This is a genomic window from Mycobacterium xenopi, from assembly GCF_009936235.1.
GTDB classification, from domain to species: Bacteria; Actinomycetota; Actinomycetes; order Mycobacteriales; family Mycobacteriaceae; genus Mycobacterium; species Mycobacterium xenopi.
The window spans coordinates 2,652,465-2,673,432 of the sequence record NZ_AP022314.1 but is presented as its reverse complement, the minus strand read 5'-3'; the positions used below and the strand labels follow the sequence as shown (position 1 = coordinate 2,673,432).

Below are 20,968 nucleotides of genomic sequence, written 5' to 3'. Positions count from 1 at the left end.
CATGACCATTCTGGACCGCGACATCGTCGATACGAGGCTGGAGTCACCAACACTGACCGCGGTGCTCGACAGCGCCCACGTCGGTGACATCGAAGGTGCCCTGGGCCGAATCCGCGTCAGCGACACCGACCGGCCGCGTACTTTAAAAGTCCGCTTGGCCACCATGTTGGCGATCATCGGACCTGGGTTGATCGTCATGGTCGGCGACAACGACGCCGGAGGTATTGCGACCTACGTGCAGGCCGGACAAAACTACGGCTACAGCATGCTTTGGGTCCTTTTGCTGTTGATCCCGGTGCTGATCGTCAACCAGGAGATGGTGGTACGTTTGGGTGCCGTCACCGGGGTTGGGCACGCGCGGTTGATCAACGAGCGGTTTGGCCGCGGCTGGGGCTGGTTTTCAGTCGGTGACCTGTTCCTGTTGAACTTCCTCACTCTCGTCACCGAATTCATCGGCATCACTCTGGCCGCTGACTACATGGGCATTCCCCGATACGTGGCTGTGCCTTTTGCTGCGATAGCACTGATCGCCATCATGGTCACCGGCAGCTTCCGGCGTTGGGAACGCGCGATGCTCGTGTTCATCGTGATCACCCTGCTGCAAATTCCCATGGTGTTGATGTCCCACCCGGACTGGGGCCGTGCGGCGAAGTCCTTCGTGGTTCCTGGTATCGCCGGCGGAGCCTCCTCGGAGGCGGTGCTTTTGATCATCGCCATCGTCGGCACCACGGTTGCCCCGTGGCAGCTGTTCTTCCAGCAGTCCAACGTCGTCGACAAGCGGATCACGCCGCGCTTTATCGGCTATGAGCGGGCAGACACCACGCTGGGCGCCTTCGTCGTGGTGATCGGAGCGGTGGCACTGATGATGACCGGCGACTGGGCCGCACGTGCCACCGGCAGCCACGGGCAATTCGTCGACGCCGGTGTGCTCGCACATTTGCTTGGCCAACACAACCCAACGCTGGGTGCGGTGTTTTCGATCGTGTTACTCGATGGTTCGATCATCGGCGCTGCGGCCGTGACGCTGGCCACCAGTTATGCGTTCGGGGACGTGTTCGGGCTCAAGCATTCCCTGCACCGCGGTTTCGCTGAGGCCAAACCGTTTTACCTCTCCTACGCGGGGATGGTCGTGGTCGCGGCGGTGATCGTGCTTACCCCAGGCGCCCCGTTGGGATTGATCACCACCGGCGTCCAAGCGTTGGCCGGGTTGCTGCTACCCAGTGCAACCGTCTTTCTGCTGCTGCTCTGCAACGACCGGGAAGTGCTGGGTCCATGGGTTAATCGGCCCTGGCTCAACGCCGTTGCCGGCGTGATTGTCGGCGTGCTGTTGCTGTTGTCAGGAATATTGATGGTGACCACTGTGTTCCCCGACTTCGACATCGTTTCCATCGCTGACGATCTCGCCTTCGGGCTCGCGACATGCGTTGCGATCACCTTCGGTGGGCTGAGGTGGATTGGCCGCCGGTGGCCGAAACCATGCTTGCCAGAAGACTTCTCCCGTGCATTGGCCGAAACCGACCGATCCACATGGCGGATGCCACCGCTGACCTTGCTGGAGCCGGTTCAATGGTCTGCCGGAACGCGTTTGGGAATGCTGGCTCTGCGTGGCTATCTCATCGTCGGAGCGATATTGCTCGTGGTCAAAGCTGTCCAACTCGGTAGCGCCTGACACCGCGCACGAAAAGCCTTGGGGTCGAACGTAAAGATCACGTTACGGCCGCCTCACCGTCGAACGTGCTTGCCCGGGGCTTGACCTGAGTCGTTGGCCGGGCGCTCGACGGTGAAGTCTCCCAGCTGATACTCAGCCCCAAGCCAGCTCGATCGCAGCCATGCCCGGATAGTCTGCCCGGTATTAGAGGACGGCATCGACTATTAGCTGCCGGTTGGCAGATGGTGCCAACCGCGTGGCATAGAGAGGAGCAAGCCGATGGCGACAACACGTGGCCGGCCCGGGTGTTAAATTCCCGCACGCCGTTTACCCTGACGAAACACTAAGCGCCACCGGCTATCCTTCGGGGCAGAGTTATGTGCAATGTGGACCACGTCGGCAGTGGTGAACCAGGGGATCCCAGGTATCCGCAGGCGGCCGCCATGTTACAGCCGAATTAGTTCGGTTTTACCTAATTGCTTCAAGGTCGCAGCTTCATCTGGTTGTGACGTCGCTTACTGTGCGGAAATTCATGCACGGAAGGAACTTTCGTCAACTCACCGCCGACAGCGGTGATCACTGGTTTACGGGGCGATTACCTGCACGGAACGAATCGCGAACAAATTCCACGCAGCATGATGGCTGTAAATGTGGCGGTTGTAACTGTTGGTGTGCGCCATAGCTAGGTAGATGAGCGAAATACAAACTGCAGCAGCAGAACTCGAGCGGAGTTAGATACGGACATTTGAGAAGGGAGTATGCCGCTGTTGGCAGAGCATCGGGCACGACCGGCGAATTGGCGGCGTGGGATCAGTAACTAGAGGTTGGGGACATGGATTTCGGGGCATTGCCGCCGGAGGTCAACTCGGGGCGGATCTATGCGGGCCCAGGACCGGGGCCGATGCTGGCCGCGGCAGCCGCCTGGGACGGTTTGGCCGCCGACTTGGTTTCAACGGCGGCCTCCTACCAGTCGGTGATCTCGGGATTGACGAGCGCTGCGTGGTCTGGTCCGTCGTCGGCCGCGATGATCGCCGGGGCCGCGCCATACCTGGCGTGGATGAATCAGACCGCCGCGCAGGCTGAACAGGCTGCCAACCAGGCCAGGGCGGCAGCCGCTGCCTATGAGGCCGCGTTCGCCGCGACGGTGCCGCCGCCGGTGATCGCCGCCAACCGCAGCCTGTTGATGTCGTTGATTGCGACCAACATTCTCGGACAAAACACCCCGGCGATCGCCGCGACTGAGGCCCACTACGCGGAGATGTGGGCACAAGACGCCGCCGCCATGTACGGCTACGCAGGCTCGTCGTCAGCGGCCACACAAATGACACCGTTCAGCCCGCCTCCCCAGACCACCAGTGCGGCGGGCACCGCGGATCAGGCCGCGGCGGTTGCCCGAGCCACCGGAACATCGGGCGGCACCGGCGTGCAATCGGCGTTGTCGCAGCTGATCTCCCTAGTGCCGAGTACCCTGCAAAGCCTTGCGGCAACGGCAACATCGACTTCGGCGTCATCGTCGTCTGGACTGTCGGGACTGCAGTCGAGCCTGTCCAGCCTTTCCACATTGTTATCGAACGCGACCGGGGCGTACTCACCGATCGGGTTGATGGCCGTGCCCGGTGGCTGGTGGCTTACGGCCATGCAGGCGCTCGGCCTTGCCCAAAACGGGCCGGGCGTCGCGTCGTTGCTGGGTCCCTCAAAACCGATCACCGGAGTGCTGGGGCCGCTATCGGGTGGTTTCATGTCCGAGCTGCAGCCCGCGGGCCTGGGCGGGGGAGCGGTGTCGGGGGGCATGGGCCGAGCAAGCTTGGTCGGCGGGCTTTCGGTGCCGACGAGCTGGGCCACTGCGGCGCCCGCGCTCAGGTCGGTGGCAACGGTGATGCCGAACACCGGGGTGGGGGCTGCTCCCGCGATTGCCGCGGACGGCCAGGCCGGGCTGTTCAGCGACATGGCGCTGTCGAGTCTGGCCGGACGCGCGATCGGCGGTACAGCCACACGCTCAATCGGCGGCACGGCTTCGCGCGTGTTGAGCGGCGCCGCCGAGGCGGCCCCTACTACAGCCACGATCATCGTGATACCGCCCGCGGAACAATGACGGCCAACCAGCCCGTACAGATTGGAGTAATGCGGATGCGCTTGTCGTCCACAGCTTTTGGAGCGGCAGCTGAGCCGGACCCTAGTCCGCCAGGTATGCCGGCGGTGAAGACCACAGCCGTCGACCTGTTAGGCATCGGCTCGACGTGCTTTGGCTCGTGTGCTGCCGCTGAGAACGCGATTGTGATCGCGGTCGGCTAAGAAGAGGTATAGCAATGGATTTCGGGTCGCTTCCGCCGGAGATCACCTCCGCCCGAATGTATTCCGGTCCAGGCGCGGGGCCGATGCTAGCCGCAGCTGCCGCCTGGGATGCGCTGGCCGCCGACTTGCAATCTACGGCGGCTTCGTATGGCTCGCTGATCTCAGGCCTTACCAGCGGGTCGTGGGCTGGCCCATCGTCGGCATCGATGGTAGCAGCGGCAGCACCGTATGTGGAGTGGATGTCGACCGCGGCTGCACAGGCCAAGGAGGCGGCCGCTCAGGCCCGAGTCGCGGTCAGCGCCTATGAGGCCGCATTCGCCGCCACTGTCCCGCCACCGGTGATCGCGGCCAACCGCAGCCAGTTGGCCTCCCTGCTGGCCACGAACGTCTTCGGGCAGAATCTGCCGGCGATCGCGGCAACTGAAGCCCAGTACGCGGAAATGTGGGCCCAAGACGCCGCAGTCATGTACGGCTACGCAGGTTCCTCGGCGGCCGCCACCCAGATGACACCGTTCAGCGCGCCGCCGCAGACGACCAATGTGGCTGGGTTGGCCTCGCAGTCAGCGGCCGTCGCTCAGGCTACCGGCGCCTCGAGCGGCACCGGCACGCAATCGATCCTGTCTGGGATCCCGCAGATACTGCAACAACTCGCGTCCGCCAGCACGCAATACAACGCCGCCATGGGCAACCTCTTGAATGCGATGACGGGCAATTCCTCTACAGGATCGATGTATTCGAGCATGTTCTCCGTCGCGGCGTCGTTGACCAAGGGCAGCACCATCGCAAACGACAGCATGAGCGTTCCCAACATGGGCATGGTCCAGTTCAAGACGTTTTTCAAACCCCCGGTCAACCTTCCCGAGATACCCAAATCATCGTTGGGTGCCGGCCTGGGTAACGTACGGTCGCTGGCATCGACCAGCGCGGCGCGGGCGGTATCGGCGGGTGTGGGCGCGGCGTCGACGGTGGGAGCGTTGTCGGTGCCGCCTACCTGGGCGCCGGCTACTCCCGCGATCAGGCTGGCGGCCAACGTGTTACCAGGCAGCGGTTTGGCTGCCGCTCCAGCGGTTGACATCCCGGGGAGCCTGCTCGGGCAGATGGCTGCGGGGAGTATGGCTGGCGGGGCGCTGGGCGCCTCTGCACCCCGGGTCGTCGCCGGGACCGGCATCCGAGGCCGTGCCGCGTCGGGCAAAGACGCAAACGCACCGGTCAAGCTCGACCGGGTGATCGCCCAACTACAGCAGCGACCGGACGCCGTGCAGCACTGGCAAGTTGATGAGGCTGGCCTTGATGGGCTGCTCGCTGAGCTGTCGAAAAAGCCGGGCATTCATGCGGTGCACCTCTCCGCTGACGGCCAGGTCCAAGCCGCGCCACCCACGACAAAATCGCGGTAGCGCGGCCCGGGGTAATGCGCCTGCACGAGAAACAGGAGGGCTGATGAGACTGGCACTCGCATTAGCTAGTGTTTCCGCAACGATCGTTCTCGCCGTGCCCGCCCACGGCGATCCCGGCGCCGAGGACGGTACAGACAATGCCGCCTTCTTGGCCTCCCTGCGAAAAGCGGGCATCACGTACCACAATGCAGATCAAGCGATTACGGCAGCCAAAGCAGTGTGTGGTCTGATCGATAACGGCGAATCCGGGTTGGAAGTGCTCAAGGATCTCAAGACCACCAACCCCGGGTTCACCACGGACGGCGCGGCTCAGTTTGCCGCGATTGCGGCGCGGTCCTACTGCCCACAACAGCTGTCGTCCAAGCAGTAGCGGCATCGCCAAATAGCCTGAACCACAGGGCCGGAATCGGGCTCTCACGTTGCCGCACGCGTGTCTTGCCTATCGTTAGCGACGAAGATTCACCCCGGGCAACATGCGCGCGTGGTGACCAACGCCAACACCACTCCGCGTTCGTGGGCATGGCAACTTGTTGGCTCAGGGGGATCGGCGCCGAGCGGCAGGCCATCTCGACGAATTGCTGACATTGTCCTGTGTGTTTGCTGTGACCCTTTGTCAGGGATTGCTACCGGCGTTACGCTCGGCGCGAGGTTGGGACGGGAGCCCGCGGCCGCAGTTTCGTACACCGTTGCCACATGGGGAGAGCACCGCTGATGGCAGTCAATTACCGGTTCGATCCGTCGATGGGCTGCACGCGTCTCCTCGCCAAGTTGTATCGGTCGGTCTGACCGCCAAGCCACGATGTGTCACCGCAAGTAAGAGGTCGCCGTGTACCCGCAAACCGGTATTCGCTGCCGGCGCATGCAGAAAAACCGTGTGGCCGCAAGGTGGCGCACAGCAGAATCGCCCGCGGGCGCCGCAGTTGCCAATGTACTTTGCGCCAACTGAACCGCCGGGAGGCTATGGATGATTGACTTCGGGGTGTTGCCGCCGGAAATCAACTCCGGTCGAATGTATGCTGGTCCGGGCGCAGGGACGATGCTGGTTGCCGCGGCGGCGTGGGATGGTCTGGCTGCCCAATTACATTCCACTGCAGCCGCGTTCACGTCAGTGATCTCGGACTTGGCGGCGGGCTGGCAAGGGGCGTCGTCGGCGATGATGGCTGAGGCTGCCGCAGCGTACGCGGCGTGGATCAGCGCCACAGCCGTCCGAGCCGAGCAAACCGCCACACAGGCCAATGCGGCGGCTGCCGCCTATCAGACCGCGTTTGCGGCGACAGTACCGCCACCGGTGATCGCGGCGAACCGCGCACAGTTGATGACGCTGGTGGCGACGAACATCTTCGGCCAAAACACCCCGGCGATCCTGGCCACGGAGGCCGAATATGCCGAAATGTGGGCTCAGGACGCGGGTGCGATGTACGCCTACGCCGCGTCGTCGGCGACCGCTGCCCGGGTGACACCGTTTAGCCCGCCGCCACAGACCACGACCCTAGCGGGCCCGTCGGCTCAGGCTGCTGCGGTCGCCCAGGCCGCCGCCACTTCAGCGGGTACCGCGCACTCGACACTGCCACATGCGATCTCCGCGCTACCGCAATCGCTGCAAAGCTTGGCCGCGCCGGTCTCGTCCGCACCCACAGCGGCGGCTGATCCACCCAACCCGGTGTCGTCGTTCCTGACGTTCATCACCGGCCCGACGTCGCCGATTTCGTACTTCCCGATCGGCGGTGTGCCTTATCTGTTGGCCTTCCAAAACTATCTTTTGCCAACGGCCGCACAGAATTATGGCACCGTCGCTGCCAGGGTTTTCGGTGCACAATCGGCGGCCACGGGCGGAATGCTCGAGGCTGGGCTCGATTCGGGTACGCGTCTCCTGGGTTCAACCGGCGGGACGGTAGCGGCGGGCATGGGTCGAGCCGGCTATGTCGGGGGATTGTCGGTACCGCAGGGCTGGGCGGTTGCCGCTCCGACGGTCAAGCCGCTGGCTGTCGCGTCGCCCGAAACCGGCACGACCAGCGCAGCGACAGCCATCGCCGCGGACGGCCAGGGAAGCCTTTTCAGCAATATGGCCCTGTCAAGTTTGGCCGGACGGGCGATGGCCGGAAGCGGCGGCACCGCAACACGATCCATCGGCGTGGGTGGCGCTGCTGGCCCAGGACAGTCAGCTAGCGCCACCATCATCGTGATACCCGATGGCGACTAAAAATGTTGGTCTACATGCTATTTCACGCCCAGCGCAGTGAGGAGGAGCTATGTCCTTCGTGCTAACGCAACCCGAGCTGCTCACGGCATCTGCCGGGCAGCTGACTGCAGTCGGTTCGGCGATGAACGCCGAGCACGCTGCGGCAGCGCCTCCAACAACCGGTGTGGTTCCCGCGGCGGCAGATGAGGTTTCAGCGCTGACTGCGGCGCAGTTCGTCGCGCACGCCCAAATCTATCAGGCAGTCGGGGCTCACCCCGCCGCGATTCACGAGGCGTTCGTTAGCGCTCTGCGTGCCGGCGCTTGGTCGTACGCCATCACTGAGGCCGCCAACACGACGGCCACGAGTTAAGAGGTGTAGCAATGGATTTCGGCTTGCTGCCGCCGGAGGTGAACTCCGGCCGAATGTACGCCGGCGCTGGAGCTGGGCCGATCACGGCTGCGGCCGAAGCCTGGGACGGATTGGCTGTGCAGCTGCGTTCAGCCGCAGACGAGTACTCGTCCGCGATCACCGGCTTGACCACCAGCTGGCGGGGTCCGTCGTCGACCACCATGGCGTCGGCCGCCGCACCCTATGCCGCATGGATGCGTGTCACCGCCACCCAGGCCGAGCAGGCGGCGACCCAGGCCCGGGCCGCCGCGGCGGCCTACGAGACCGCTTTCGCCGCAGTAGTGCCTCCGCCGGTGATCGCAGCCAATCGCAGCCAGCTTGCGTCCCTGGTGGCGACCAACATTCTTGGGCAGAACACGGCGGCGATCGCGGCCACCGAAGCGCAGTATGCCGAGATGTGGGCGCACGATGTCGCCACCATGTACAGCTATGCGGCCGCGTCGGCAGCCGCCACCCGATTGACGCCGTTCACGCCGCCGCCGCCCACCGCCAACGGCGACGGCACGGTGGCCAGCGCCGCAGCCACATCGGCCGGCAACGCGCAGTCGACGCTGTCACACCTGATGTCACAGGTGCCGTCGGCGCTGCAGAGCGCTGCGGCGCCCGCGGCGGCTGACCCGCCCGACCCGCTCTCGTCTTTCCTGAGCTTCATCACAGGGTCAACGGACCCAGCGGCCCAGTTCTCGACGCTGAGTGCGTATGTCGAGGCTGTACCCAAGCTGATACTGCCCGCCAACGACGTTCTGATCACCCTGATCTTCGGTTTCGTGTCGGGCGTGCGGGGGCTGCAAAACATGCTGCCCGCCGCGGGTGTGGCAGCTGCCAGCGAAGCTCTGGCAGCGGGGCTCGGGTCAAGCACGCAGGCGATCGGTGCGGCTGGTGCGGCCGCGTCAGCGGTTTCAGCCGGGATGGGCCAGTCGGGCTTCGTCGGGGCGCTGTCGGTTCCCCCAGCCTGGGCGGTAGCCACCCCGACGGTCAGGCTGGCCGCCAGCGTGTTGTCCGGCACCAGCGCTGCGGGCGCCCCGGCGGCCACCGCAGACGGCGCAGGAGGTTTGGTTGGTCAGCTGGCCCTGGCCGGTTTGGCAGGTGGCGCAATGGGCGGCATTGCGCCTCGCATCCTCGATGCAACCCCGGCCCGCGGCGGCCAACCGAGTCCGGACAAAACGAAAGACACGCCGGAGAAGCTCAAGCGTGTCCTCGCCGAGCTGTCGCAAAAGCCCGAGTCGGTGCAGCACTGGCATACCGATCAGGCACATCTTCAGAGTCTGCTCGATCAACTGTCGAAGACACCGGGCATCCACGCGGTGCATTTGTCCGGCACCGGCAAGCCGATCGTGCCGCCGAAAGCACAGTCGGGCTAGCACCGCGTCCGGCACGGGCCGACTCCGCGCCAGGATGCTTCGCCTGTTGTTTACCGACGGGTGGTTGACTGCTGCCGCCAGCGCACCGGCCACATTGAGCTGGGCCACACTGATACCGGTGCTTAGCCGCGCGAAAGGAGGGCTGCCCCGTGCAGACGCTGAGCCTTGCGGATTTCGCGTTGCGCTTGGCTGTCGGGCTGGGCTGCGGTGCGCTGATCGGGCTGGAGCGGCAGTGGCGCGCACGCATGGCAGGGCTGCGCACCAACGCGCTGGTGGCAACCGGGGCGACCTTGTTCGTGCTATACGCGGTGGCCACCAATGACACCAGCCCGACCAGGGTGGCGTCGTATGTGGTGTCTGGGGTCGGGTTTCTCGGCGGGGGGGTGATCCTGCGTGAGGGATTCAACGTCCGTGGGCTGAATACCGCGGCGACATTGTGGTGCTCGGCGGCCGTGGGGGTGTTGGCGGCATCCGGGCATCTGGTGTTCGCCGTGATCGCCACCGGTACCGTCGTCGTCATCCATCTGCTGGGACGCCCGCTTGGCCGGCTGATCGACCACGACAACGCCGTCGAAGAAAGCGAAGATCAGCAGCCCTACCAAGTTCAGTTGATCTGTCGCCGTAAGAGCGAAAAATACGCGCGGGCCCAGATTGTGCAGCACACCAGCGCCAACGACCTGATACTGCGGGGGATTCACACCGGGCGAGCCGCCGACGACACCGTCGCGCTGACCGCTTATCTGCTCATGGATGGTCACGCGCCGGCACGCCTTGAGCGACTTGTCGCCGAGCTGTCCCTGCAGCCCGGTATCCAGGCCGTGCACTGGTATGCGGGCGAGCCGAGCGACTCCATGCTGCCCATGCCGGACATCGGCAGTGGGCCGCCGCGCGACGTTGACGAGCCGTAATCTGTCTGGCGTGGGTACGATCGCGGATTTCCTAGCCGTGCCGCCGGCCCAAATGCGCGATCCGGTGCTCTTCGCCGTTCCGTTTTTCCTGCTGCTGCTGATTTTGGAGTGGTCTGCGGCCCGCAAGCTCGAACACCTCGAGAGTGCGCAGCGCCCTCCCTCCGGGGCCTACTTCGCCCCGGATTCCTGGACCAGCATCTCGATGGGTCTGGTGTCGCTGGCCACCACCGCAGGCTGGAAGTTTTTGGCACTGCTCGGCTACGCCGCGATCTACACCTATCTGGCGCCCTGGCACCTGCCGGCCACCCGGTGGTACACGTGGGTGATCGCGGTCCTTGGCGTCGACCTGTTGTACTACACGTATCATCGGATGGCTCACCGGGTTCGGCTGGTCTGGGCCACGCATCAGTCCCACCACTCCAGCCAGTACTTCAACTTCGCCACCGCGCTACGCCAGAAGTGGAATAACAGCGGCGAGATCTTAATGTGGATTCCGTTGCCGCTGTTGGGAATTCCGCCGTGGATGGTGTTCGCCAGCTTCTCGGTGAACCTGATCTATCAGTTCTGGGTGCACACCGAGCGGATCGGCAAGCTGCCGCCGCCGGTCGAATTCATTTTCAACACCCCGTCGCACCATCGGGTGCACCACGGCATGGACCCCGAGTACCTGGACAAGAACTACGGGGGCATCTTCATCATCTGGGACCGATTGTTCGGCACCTTCCAACCTGAGTTGTTCCGGCCGCACTACGGGCTGACCAAGCAGGTCGACACCTTCAACATCTGGAAGCTGCAAACCTATGAATATGCCGCGATCGCCCGCGATGTGCGCTCGGCCACGCGGCTGCGCGACCGACTGGGCTACCTCTTCGGACCGCCGGGCTGGCAACCGGCACCGTAGTAACCGGGATCTGAGCGTCGCCGAATTTCTCGCTCGCCGCTCGTCGCCTGCGGCCAGCCGGTAACGTCTAGAAGCGCTGCGCCGATGCTCTGCATAACCACTAGCCCTCGGCCGGTGTCGGTCGGCCGCTAACGGATGGGAGTCGATGGTGCGCCGGGCTGCACTATCTGCGTTCGCGGTGACGGTCACCGCCATGGCACTGTCGGTGTGGCCCGTGCCCGTGGTCGCCCGCGCCGACCCGCTGCTGGTGTTTCCCGGCATGGAAATCCACCAGGACACCCACCTGTGCACCCTGGGCTACGTCGATCCGGCGCTGCGCGTCGCCTTCACCGCGGGACACTGCCACGGCCACGGCCCGGTCACCAACAAAGACGGCAATGTGATCGGCAACCAAGCGACGTTCCGAAACAACACCCCCAACGGGTCGACCGTCGCGGCCGACCAGCAGATCGCCGACTATGAGGCGATTGTGCTGGCCGACGACGTGACTGCCAACAACGTCCTGCCCGGCGGGCGAGTGCTGGGATCGGATCCTGGCCTGGTCGTGCGGCCCGGTGAACCGGTCTGCCACTTCGGGGTCGTCACCGGGGAGAGCTGCGGCACCGTCGAGCAGGTCAACAATGGCTGGTTCACCATGTCCGACAGCATCGTCAGCCAAAACGGCGACTCCGGCGGCCCGGTGTATGTCACCCCCAATTCCGGCTCGGCGCTTATCGTCGGGATGTTCAACAGCCGGTGGGGGCAGTTTCCGGCGGCGGTGTCCTGGGTGTCGGCTTCGCAACAGGTGCGCGAGGACGTCGGGGTGGCCACCATGGGCAGCAAACAGCCGAGCTTCGTGCCGAAGATCTGAAATTCCGCTCACGCGCCGCTCCGCCGAACAAAATCAAGAGCACCGTTCTCGTTTTGTGTCACACTTGGCATGTGGGCAAGCGGCGCGCGTCGCGCCAGCGCATCGAGGCGCAGATCGTCGAGCTGGGCCGTCGCCACCTGGTCGAGCATGGGGTGGCCGGGCTTTCGCTGCGCGCGATCGCCCGCGAGCTGGGCATGGTCTCGTCGGCGGTGTACCGGTATGTGGCCAGCCGCGACGAGTTGCTGACGTTGCTGCTCGTCGACGCCTACGACGATTTGGCCGATGCGGTCGAGGCGGCCCGCGACGCGATGGCGGAGGTGTGGAGTGACGACGTCCTCGCGATCGCGCACGCGGTGCGCCGATGGGCTCTGACGCACCCGGCCAGGTGGGCGTTGCTGTATGGCAGCCCGGTGCCTGGCTATCAAGCGCCGGCGGAGCGGACGGTCCGACCGGGTGCCCGAGTGCTGGGCGTGTTGTTCGACGCTGTTGCCGCCGGGATCGCGACCGGCGACATCATGTTGACCGATCACACCGCGCCACAGCCGATCTCGTCGGACTTGCAACGGGTTCGCGACAACTTCGGGTTTCCGGGCGACGATCGCGTCGTCGCCAAGTGTTTGCTGTTGTGGGCCGCAATCGTGGGGGCGGTCAGCCTTGAGGTGTTCGCGCGGTACGGCGCCGGCACCCTCGCCGATCCCGAAGCGCTCTTCGATACCCAGGTTCGCCTGCTGGTCGGCGTGCTGACGCAGCGTGACGCCGTTGCCGGCGCGAATTGAAACTTGTTCACCTATCCTTCGGACCATCGGGACGCGGCCCCTGCGGCAACGCCTGTCTGTGGGTCTGCGGGCTGGGCTATTCTGCCAGGCGATGAGCCTGCACGCCGGAACGCCAGTACAGATCGCCTGGGTAACCGCCGACCTGGATGCCACGGAAAAGGCCCTCACCAGTGTGTTAGGTGTTCGCAAATGGGTTCGGCTGCCCGAAGTGCATTTCGCTTCGGACAGCTGCCGCTACCGCGGCCGACCCGCCGACTTCGTCGCCAACATCTCGTTGAGCTATCTCGGTGACATGCAGCTGGAACTGCTCGAGCCGGTCCGGGGGCCGAACATCTATAGTGACTTTCTGCGAGACTGCGGACCGGGCCTGCACCACATCTGCGTCGAAGCGGAAACCGTCGAGCAGTTCGACGCGATGGTCTCCGCGGCCTGCGAACACGGAGCAACCGTCGCGCAGGAGGGGCTGATGCCCGGCGGGATGCGGTTCGCCTACGTGTCGGCACCGCAAGCGGGTGTGCCTTTCGTGGAGATCGCGCACATCTCCGATGAGATCCGGGCGTTTTTCGACTACGTGAAGCAGGAGCAGCGGTGAGTCGGGCCAGCGACGGTGCAACGCGCAGCGACGAGAGGGAGTTCCGCCAATGACCACCGAGATCCCGGCGACGGTCAACGCGGACGACGTGACCTCGTGGTCGGATGACGTCGACGTGGTGGTCATCGGTTTCGGCATCGCCGGGGGCTGCGCGGCAGTGAGCGCGGCGGCCGCCGGGGCTCGGGTACTGGTGCTGGAGCGGGCCGCCTCGGCCGGTGGTACCACCGCCATGGCCGGCGGCCACTTCTACCTCGGCGGCGGCACCGCGGTACAGCAAGCCACCGGGCACCAGGATTCACCGGAGGAGATGTACAAGTATCTGGTCGCGGTCTCCCGGGACCCCGATCACCAGAAGATTCGCGCCTACTGCGAGGGCAGCGTCGAGCACTTCACCTGGTTGGAAGGGTTGGGATTTCAGTTCGAACGCAGCTTCTACCCGGAGAAGGCGGTGATTCAGCCCAACACCGAAGGGTTGATGTACACGGGCAATGAAAAGGTGTGGCCGTTCTTCGAAAAAGCGGTACCGGCGCCGCGCGGCCACAAGGTGCCGGTGCCTGGTGACACCGAAGGCGCGAAGCTGGTGGTCGACCTGCTACTCAAGCGTGCCAAGAGCCTCGGCGTGGAGATTCGCTACGAGACGGGTGCGACACAGCTGGTCGTGGATGCTTCGGGCGCGGTGACCGGCGTGTTGTGGAAGCGTTTCACCGAAACCGGTGCCGCTAAAGCAAAGTCGGTGATCATCGCCGCCGGAGGCTTCGTGATGAACAAGGAGATGGTGGCTGCCTACACCCCGAAACTGGCCGAAAAGCCGTTCGTGCTGGGCAGCACCTACGACGACGGGCTGGGTATCCGGCTCGGCGTCTCCGCCGGTGGCGCTACCGAGCACATGGACCAGGCCTTCATCACCGCACCGGCCTATCCGCCGGCGATCCTGCTCACCGGGATCATCGTGAACAAGTTCGGCAAACGGTTCGTCGCCGAAGACTCCTACCATTCGCGCACTTCGGGTTTCGTGATGGACCAGCCCGACAGCGTGGCGTTTCTGATCGTCGACGAGGCGCACCTGCAGCGTCCGCAGGTGCCGCTGGTGCCGTTGATCGACGGCTGGGAGACCGTGCCCGAGATGGAAGCCGGGTTGGGCATCCCGAGGGGCAATCTGGTTGCGACGCTGGAGCGCTACAACGAGTTCGCGACTCGCGGTGAAGATCCCGACTTTCACAAGCAGCCGGAATTCCTTGCCCCGCAAGACAAAGGGCCGTGGGGGGCGTTCGACCTGTCGCTGGGTAAGGCGATGTACGCCGGGTTCACCCTCGGCGGGTTGTCTACGTCGGTCAACGGTCAGGTGCTGCGCGAGGACGGCACCGTCGTCCCCGGTTTGTACGCGGTGGGCGCGTGCGCATCCAATATCGCCCAGGACGGCAAGGGGTATGCCAGCGGCACCCAGCTTGGTGAGGGATCGTTCTTCGGTCGTCGCGCCGGCGCCCACGCTGCGAGCGCCGCGCGCGAGCAGACGTAAAATCCCGCTGCGACAGGCCGTTTCGGGCGATTTGGCGTCTGCTCGCGCTGATACGGCGATCCCGGCGCTGCGGCTATACCGGTGCTGGCTCCTCCTCGACCCGGCTCAGGCGCCAGCGGCCTTCGCCCAAAAGTTGCAGGCGATGATCGTGATAGGGCTCGACAGTGCTGCGATGGCTGACGCTGACCACAATTGTCTCCGGCAACTCGGTACGCAGCAGCTGATACATCGCTAATTCCAGCCCCTCGTCGATCGCCGAGGTGGCCTCGTCGAGGAATACCGCCTTGGGCTTGGTTAACAGCACCCGGGCGAAGGCCACCCGCTGCTGTTCGCCGGGGGAGAGCACCTTCGCCCAGTCCTGCTCTTCGTCGAGGCGGTCGACCAGGTGGGGCAGGACCACTTTCACCAACACGTCGCGCAGCGCACTGTCGGGAATGTCTCCCGGCGACGCGGGATAGGACACCACGGCACGCAGGTCGCCCAGCGGCACATACGGCAGCTGCGAGAGGAACATTGTTTCGTCGTCGCCATCGGGGCGTCGCAATGCCCCTGAGGCATAAGGCCACAACTCGGCAAGACTGCGCAGCAGTGTCGTCTTGCCGCTTCCCGACGGTCCGGTGATCACCAACGCCTCACCGGCCGTCAGGTGCACGTCGAGGCAATCGATGAGCTGGTCCCCGTCCGGTGTTCGCACCTCGACCCCTTCGATGTCGACGTTGTCGCCAGCGCTGGGCGTGGTGAGGATCTCGGGCAGTTCACGGGCTTTTTCGTCGGCCTCGACCAGGCCGTTGAGCCGGATGATCGCGGCTCGATAGCTGGCGAACGAGTCGTAGGCATTGCGGAAGAAGGACAGACCGTCGTGGATGCTGCTGAATGCCGTTGCGGTCTGTGTGACGTCGCCGAACTTGATCTGCCCGGAGAACAGTCGCGGCGCTTGCAGCACCCAAGGCAGCGGCACGATTGCTTGGCTCACCGACAGATTCCATCCGGAAAAGCCGATGGTGCGGTTCACGAATCGCAGGTAGTTGTCGATGATCGGGCGGAATCGCTGGCCGAGCTGTACCCGTTCGGCGCGCTCACCGCGGTAGAAACCAACCGCTTCGGCGGCGTCTCGCACCCGCACCAGTGCGTAGCGGAAGGCGGCGTTGGTGAGCTCGTTGCGGAAGCTGAGCCAGATCAGTGGCCGCCCAATCCGAAAAGCGATGACAGTCACCACGAACACATAGAAGATGAGCACCCAGAACATGGCTTTGGGGATGTGCACACCGAACACGGTCAGCGGGCCGGACAGGTTCCACAGAATGGCGGTGAAGGAAAACACCGACAGCACCGAATTGACCGCCCCGAACAGCAAGGTACTGCTGGTGCCGTTCGACGGCACGTTGGGCGTGGCCCCGACCCCGGCGGTAAACACGTCGATGTCTTGCTGGATGCGCTGGTCGGGATTGTCGATGGTGGCGTCGATGAAGCGGCCCCGGTAGTAGGAGCGCCCGCCCAGCCAGTCACCGGTGAGCCGGTCGGTGAGCCAGACCCGCCAAGCCACGACGAAGCGCTGGGTCAGGTAGATGTCGAGCATGATCCGCAACACATGCAGCACCGCCATCACGCTGAACACGAGGATGGACATCCAAAAGCCATGCACCCCAGAGCGTTTCACTGCCTGGTTTCCGGTGGCCATGCCTTGCACCGCGGTCTGCACCGATGAGTTCAGGTCGTTGGCCTGGTAGCTGAACAACACGTTGAGGCGCACGGCAAGCACGACGGACAGCAGCAGCACGCCCAGCATCAGCCACACCCGGATGCTGTGCCGACCGGTGAAGTAGTCCCCGCTGATGCGCCAGAACTGGTGACCCCACGGGGTGACGAACCGCAGGGCCACCAGCACGACGACGACACACACCGCGCTGATCGCCCACGCCTGCGCCACCCAGGACAACGAGTCCACCAGGGCATGACCCCAATCGATGGAGGGCTTGAACAGTTCCACGACCCGACCTCTGCTCGACGAAACTTTCCCGCGAAGTTACCCGAGCTGTGGTTAGGCTCGCCGGGTGAGTATCGACGCGCCGACGACCGTGCATGCAGGCCGGCTTGTCGCCCGCCGGTTGCGGGCCAGCGGGATCGACACGCTGTTCACTTTGTCCGGTGGGCACCTGTTTTCCATCTACGACGGCTGCCGCAGCGAAGGCATTCGGCTGATCGACACCCGTCACGAACAAACCGCCGCGTTCGCCGCCGAAGGCTGGTCGAAAGTGACACGGGTGCCCGGGGTGGCAGCGTTGACCGCCGGTCCGGGCGTCACCAACGGCATGAGTGCGATGGCGGCCGCGCAGCAAAACCAGTCGCCGCTGCTGGTGCTGGGGGGCCGGGCGCCGGCGGCGCGGTGGGGCATGGGGTCGTTGCAGGAGATCGACCATGTGCCGTTCGTGACGCCACTGGCCCGGTTCGCCGCCACCGCGAAGTCCGCTGACGACTGCGGACGGCTCGTCGACGACGCGCTGCGCGCGACGCTGGCCGCCCCCTCCGGTGTGGCATTCGTCGATTTCCCGATGGACCACGTGTTCTCGCCGTGCGACGACGACGGCAGCCCCGGCGCGCTGACCGACCTGCCCGCGCCGTCGCCGCCCGACGGCGACGCGCTGGACCGTGGCGCCAGCCTGCTGGCGAAAGCGCAGCGCCCGGTGATCATGGCAGGCACCAACGCGTGGTGGGGCCACGCCGAGGCCGCCCTGCTGCGTCTGGCCGAGGAGCGGCGCATACCGGTGCTGATGAACGGGATGGCGCGCGGCATGGTGCCCGCCGACCACCCGGTGGCGTTCTCACGGGTGCGTTCAAAAGCGTTGGGAGAGGCCGACGTTGCCGTGGTTGTCGGGGTGCCGATGGATTTTCGGCTGAGCTTCGGCGCCGTGTTCGGGCCGCAGACCGAACTCATTGTGGTCGACCGCGTTGAACCGGATCGCGAGCATCCGCGAGCGATCGCCGCCGGGCTCTACGGCGACCTGTCCGCGACCCTGGCGGCCCTTGCCGATACAAGCGGGCGTGACCACGAAGACTGGATTGCCCGACTGCGGGCGGCCGAGACCGCCGCGCGTGACCTCGAACGCGCCGAGTTGGCCGACGAGCGGGTGCCCTTGCACCCGATGCGAGTGTATGCCGAGCTGGCTCCGCTACTGGAGCGCGACGCGGTCGTCGTGATCGACGCGGGCGATTTCGGCTCCTACGGTGGCCGGGTGATCGACAGCTATGTCCCGGGCGCGTGGCTCGACAGCGGCCCGTTCGGCTGCCTTGGCTCAGGCCCGGGTTACGCGCTGGCCGCCAAGCTGGCCCAGCCGGAGCGTCAGGTGGTGCTGTTGCAAGGCGACGGTGCGTTCGGGTTTTCCGGGATGGAGTGGGACACGCTGGTTCGTCACGGTGTGCCGGTCGTCTCGGTGGTCGGCAACAACGGCATCTGGGCGTTGGAAAAACACCCCATGGAAGCCCTGTACGGCTATTCGGTGGCGGCCGAGCTGCGGCCCGGCACACGGTATGACGAGGTGGCACGCGTCCTGGGCGGCCACGGCGAGTTGGTGTCGACGCCCGCCGAGTTGCGTCCGGCTCTGGAACGTGCGTTCGGCAGCGGGCTGCCCGCCGTCGTCAACGTGCTCACCGATCCCACGGTCGCCTACCCTCGCCGATCGAATTTGGCCTGACCGCTGGTTTTTGGTCGCGAGCGGGCGCGATTGCACGCCAGCGACCGGCGAGTCGGGTACAGACACCCGATGGCGGTGGCGAGGTGCCGCGTACCGTTGATCTGTGCCGAAGACCACTGCCGCTCAGCCGGGGCGCCTGAGCAGTCGATTCTGGCGGCTGCTGGGCGCCAGCACGGAAAAGAACCAATCCCGTTCGCTCGCCCAGGTCAGCGCGTCGGCGGACTATGACGAGAAGGCCGCCGGGCTCAGCGACGAGCAACTGCGCAAGGCTGCGGGACTGCTGCGGCTCGACGAGCTTGCCGAATCCGCTGACATCCCGCAGTTCCTCGCCATCGCCCGGGAGGCCGCCGAGCGGTCCACCGGCCTGCGCCCGTTCGACGTGCAGCTGTTCGGCGCGCTGCGGATGCTGGCCGGCGACGTGATCGAAATGGCCACCGGCGAGGGCAAAACCCTGGCGGCGCGATCGCGGCCGCCGGGTACGCCCTGGGCGGCCGGCACGTGCACGTCGTCACCATCAACGACTACCTGGCCCGCCGCGACGCCGAATGGATGGGCCCGCTGATCAAGGCGCTGGGATTGACGGTCGGCTGGATCACTGCCGAGTCGAGCGCCGACGAGCGCCGCGCAGCCTATAAGTGCGACGTCACCTATGCCTCGGTCAACGAGATCGGCTTCGACGTGCTGCGCGACCAGCTGGTCACCGACGTCGCCGACCTGGTGTCGCCCGACCCCGATGTGGCGCTGATCGACGAGGCCGACTCGGTGCTCGTCGACGAGGCGCTGGTGCCGCTGGTTTTGGCGGGCACCACGCACCGGGAGACCCCGCGGCTGGAAATCATCCGGCTCGTCGGCGAACTGCAGCCCGGGGAGGACTACGACACCGACGTCGACAACCGCAACGTCCACCTCACCGAGACCGGCGCCCGCAAGATCGAAAAAGCGCTCGGCGGCATCGACCTGTACTCCGAAGAGCACGTCGGCACCACGCTCACCGAGGTCAACGTCGCCCTGCATGCGCATGTGCTGCTGCAGCGCGACGTGCACTACATCGTGCGCGACGACGCCGTGCACCTGATCAACGCCTCGCGGGGCCGCATCGCGCAGCTGCAGCGCTGGCCGGACGGGCTGCAGGCCGCGGTCGAGGCCAAGGAGGGCATCGAGACCACCGAAACCGGTGAGGTGCTCGACACCATCACCGTGCAGGCGCTGATCAACCGCTATCCGACCGTGTGCGGGATGACCGGTACCGCGCTGGCTGCCGGTGAACAGCTGCGCCAGTTCTACAAGCTCGGTGTCTCACCGATCCCGCCGAACAAGCCGAACATCCGCGAAGACGAGGCCGACCGGGTCTACATCACCGCCGCCGCCAAAAACGACGCGATCGTCGAGCACATCATCGAAGTGCACGAGACCGGCCAGCCGGTGTTGGTCGGCACCCGTGACGTGGCCGAATCCGAGGAACTGCATGAACGGCTGCTGCGCCGCGGGGTTCCCGCGGTAGTGCTCAACGCCAAGAACGACGCCGAAGAGGCGAAGGTGATCGCCGAGGCCGGCAAGTTCGGCGCGGTCACGGTGTCCACCCAGATGGCCGGGCGCGGCACCGACATCCGGCTCGGCGGCTCCGACGAGGCCGACCACGACCGGGTCGCCGAGCTGGGCGGGCTGCACGTGGTCGGCACCGGGCGACACCACACCCAGCGGCTGGACAACCAGCTGCGCGGGCGGGCCGGACGCCAGGGCGACCGCGGTTCGTCGGTGTTCTTCGCCAGCTGGGAAGACGACGTCGTCACCGCCAACCTGGAGCGGCACAAGCTCCCGATGGACACCGACGAGACCGGCCGGATCACCAGCCCCAAGGCGGCCGGCCTGCTCGACCACGCCCAGCGCGTCGCCGAAGGCAAGCTGCTCGACATACACGCCAACACGTGGCGCTACAACCAGCTGATCGCCCAGCAGCGGGCCATCATCGTCGAGCGTCGCAACACGCTGCTCGCCACCGACACCGCCCGCAAGGAACTGGCCGACCTCGCGCCCAAGCGCTACGCCGAGCTCGCCGAGGAGCTCTCCGAAGACCGGCTGGAAAAGATCTGCCGGCTGATCATGCTCTATCACCTCGACCGCGGCTGGGCCGACCACCTGGCGTATCTGGCCGACATCCGGGAAAGCATCCACCTGCGCGCGCTGGGCCGGCAGAACCCGCTCGACGAGTTTCACCGGATGGCGGTCGACGCGTTCGCGTCGTTGGCCGCCGACGCGATCGAGGCCGCCCAGCAGACGTTCGAAACGTCCCCGGCCATCGAAGACGAGCCTGGTGTGGACCTGTCCAAGCTGGCCCGCCCGACGTCGACCTGGACTTACATGGTCCGTGACAATCCGCTGGCCGACGACACGCTGTCCGCGCTGAGCCTGCCCGGAGTCTTCCGGTAGCCCGGCTTGCCTTAAGGTCACGCCAC

At 65.5% G+C, this 20,968-nt stretch carries 15 protein-coding genes and 1 pseudogene; 15 read left to right on the top strand and 1 reads right to left on the bottom strand.

The features are described 5' to 3' along the window. Window position 1: 1 nt before the first annotated feature. The 13 genes from MYXE_RS12500 (at window position 2) to MYXE_RS12440 (ending at window position 14,826) form a co-directional block, all read left to right on the top strand. A complete protein-coding gene (locus MYXE_RS12500; RefSeq protein ID WP_085196265.1) occupies window positions 2–1,669 on the top strand; it encodes an Nramp family divalent metal transporter in 1,668 nt (555 codons plus the stop codon). An 811-nt stretch (window positions 1,670–2,480) separates the two neighbouring features. Then, window positions 2,481–3,740 (top strand): PPE family protein, encoded by a 1,260-nt coding sequence (locus tag MYXE_RS12495; protein ID WP_085196263.1) that lies wholly within the window; start codon window positions 2,481–2,483, stop codon window positions 3,738–3,740. A 214-nt stretch (window positions 3,741–3,954) separates the two neighbouring features. Further along, a complete protein-coding gene (locus tag MYXE_RS12490; protein WP_085196261.1) occupies window positions 3,955–5,334 on the top strand; it encodes a PPE family protein in 1,380 nt (459 codons plus the stop codon). 43 nt (window positions 5,335–5,377) lie between these two features. Next, on the top strand, window positions 5,378–5,704 hold the full coding sequence (locus MYXE_RS12485) for a DUF732 domain-containing protein (protein WP_085196259.1): 327 nt from the start codon (window positions 5,378–5,380) through the stop codon (window positions 5,702–5,704). Between the two features lie 597 nt (window positions 5,705–6,301). Then, window positions 6,302–7,534, top strand: a complete 1,233-nt coding sequence (locus MYXE_RS12480) for a PPE family protein (RefSeq protein WP_112650309.1) — start codon at window positions 6,302–6,304, stop codon at window positions 7,532–7,534. 49 nt (window positions 7,535–7,583) lie between these two features. Beyond that, window positions 7,584–7,883: a PE family protein gene (locus MYXE_RS12475; RefSeq protein WP_085196255.1), complete on the top strand. Its 300-nt coding sequence runs from the start codon at window positions 7,584–7,586 to the stop codon at window positions 7,881–7,883. Window positions 7,884–7,894: 11 nt separating this feature from the next. Further along, a complete protein-coding gene (locus tag MYXE_RS12470) occupies window positions 7,895–9,283 on the top strand; it encodes a PPE family protein (protein ID WP_085196253.1) in 1,389 nt (462 codons plus the stop codon). A gap of 149 nt (window positions 9,284–9,432) precedes the next feature. Continuing rightward, window positions 9,433–10,191, top strand: coding sequence for an MgtC/SapB family protein (locus tag MYXE_RS12465; protein WP_085196251.1), 759 nt, complete (start codon window positions 9,433–9,435; stop codon window positions 10,189–10,191). Between the two features lie 52 nt (window positions 10,192–10,243). Further along, the gene (locus MYXE_RS12460) at window positions 10,244–11,092 is read left to right on the top strand and encodes a sterol desaturase family protein (RefSeq protein ID WP_085196290.1); all 849 of its coding nucleotides are present in this window, start codon (window positions 10,244–10,246) and stop codon (window positions 11,090–11,092) included. A 145-nt stretch (window positions 11,093–11,237) separates the two neighbouring features. Further along, a complete protein-coding gene (locus tag MYXE_RS12455; RefSeq protein WP_003921776.1) occupies window positions 11,238–11,942 on the top strand; it encodes an Rv1815 family serine proteinase in 705 nt (234 codons plus the stop codon). 71 nt (window positions 11,943–12,013) lie between these two features. Beyond that, window positions 12,014–12,718: a TetR/AcrR family transcriptional regulator gene (locus MYXE_RS12450; RefSeq protein ID WP_197904866.1), complete on the top strand. Its 705-nt coding sequence runs from the start codon at window positions 12,014–12,016 to the stop codon at window positions 12,716–12,718. A 91-nt stretch (window positions 12,719–12,809) separates the two neighbouring features. Further along, window positions 12,810–13,310 carry a VOC family protein gene (locus MYXE_RS12445; RefSeq protein ID WP_085196287.1) on the top strand — a complete coding sequence of 167 codons (501 nt, stop codon included), beginning with the start codon at window positions 12,810–12,812 and terminating at the stop codon, window positions 13,308–13,310. A 49-nt stretch (window positions 13,311–13,359) separates the two neighbouring features. Beyond that, window positions 13,360–14,826 carry an FAD-binding protein gene (locus MYXE_RS12440; protein WP_085196247.1) on the top strand — a complete coding sequence of 489 codons (1,467 nt, stop codon included), beginning with the start codon at window positions 13,360–13,362 and terminating at the stop codon, window positions 14,824–14,826. Window positions 14,827–14,899: 73 nt separating this feature from the next. Here the strand turns inward: MYXE_RS12440 and MYXE_RS12435 are convergent, their stop codons facing one another. Beyond that, window positions 14,900–16,813 (bottom strand): ABC transporter ATP-binding protein/permease, encoded by a 1,914-nt coding sequence (locus tag MYXE_RS12435; protein WP_003921784.1) that lies wholly within the window; start codon window positions 16,811–16,813, stop codon window positions 14,900–14,902. 64 nt (window positions 16,814–16,877) lie between these two features. Here MYXE_RS12435 and MYXE_RS12430 point away from each other — a divergent pair, with 64 nt between their 5' ends. Together MYXE_RS12430 and secA2 are read left to right on the top strand one after the other, a co-directional pair. Continuing rightward, entirely contained in the window at window positions 16,878–18,515 is a 1,638-nt protein-coding gene (locus MYXE_RS12430) for an acetolactate synthase (RefSeq protein ID WP_085196245.1), read from the top strand. Window positions 18,516–18,618: 103 nt separating this feature from the next. Then, a pseudogene (gene secA2, locus MYXE_RS12425) lies at window positions 18,619–20,942 on the top strand (accessory Sec system translocase SecA2). The last annotated feature ends 26 nt before the right edge of the window (window positions 20,943–20,968 follow it).

Bases quoted from the DNA above. Each gene is read 5' to 3' on its own strand.
- MYXE_RS12440 (WP_085196247.1), top strand. From the start codon at position 13,360: ATGACCACCGAGATCCCGGCGACGGTCAACGCGGACGACGTGACCTCG.
- MYXE_RS12445 (WP_085196287.1), top strand. From the start codon at position 12,810: ATGAGCCTGCACGCCGGAACGCCAGTACAGATCGCCTGGGTAACCGCC.
- MYXE_RS12485 (WP_085196259.1), top strand. From the start codon at position 5,378: ATGAGACTGGCACTCGCATTAGCTAGTGTTTCCGCAACGATCGTTCTC.
- MYXE_RS12470 (WP_085196253.1), top strand. From the start codon at position 7,895: ATGGATTTCGGCTTGCTGCCGCCGGAGGTGAACTCCGGCCGAATGTAC.
- MYXE_RS12455 (WP_003921776.1), top strand. From the start codon at position 11,238: ATGGTGCGCCGGGCTGCACTATCTGCGTTCGCGGTGACGGTCACCGCC.
- MYXE_RS12475 (WP_085196255.1), top strand. From the start codon at position 7,584: ATGTCCTTCGTGCTAACGCAACCCGAGCTGCTCACGGCATCTGCCGGG.
- MYXE_RS12495 (WP_085196263.1), top strand. From the start codon at position 2,481: ATGGATTTCGGGGCATTGCCGCCGGAGGTCAACTCGGGGCGGATCTAT.
- MYXE_RS12500 (WP_085196265.1), top strand. From the start codon at position 2: ATGACCATTCTGGACCGCGACATCGTCGATACGAGGCTGGAGTCACCA.
- MYXE_RS12490 (WP_085196261.1), top strand. From the start codon at position 3,955: ATGGATTTCGGGTCGCTTCCGCCGGAGATCACCTCCGCCCGAATGTAT.
- MYXE_RS12460 (WP_085196290.1), top strand. From the start codon at position 10,244: ATGCGCGATCCGGTGCTCTTCGCCGTTCCGTTTTTCCTGCTGCTGCTG.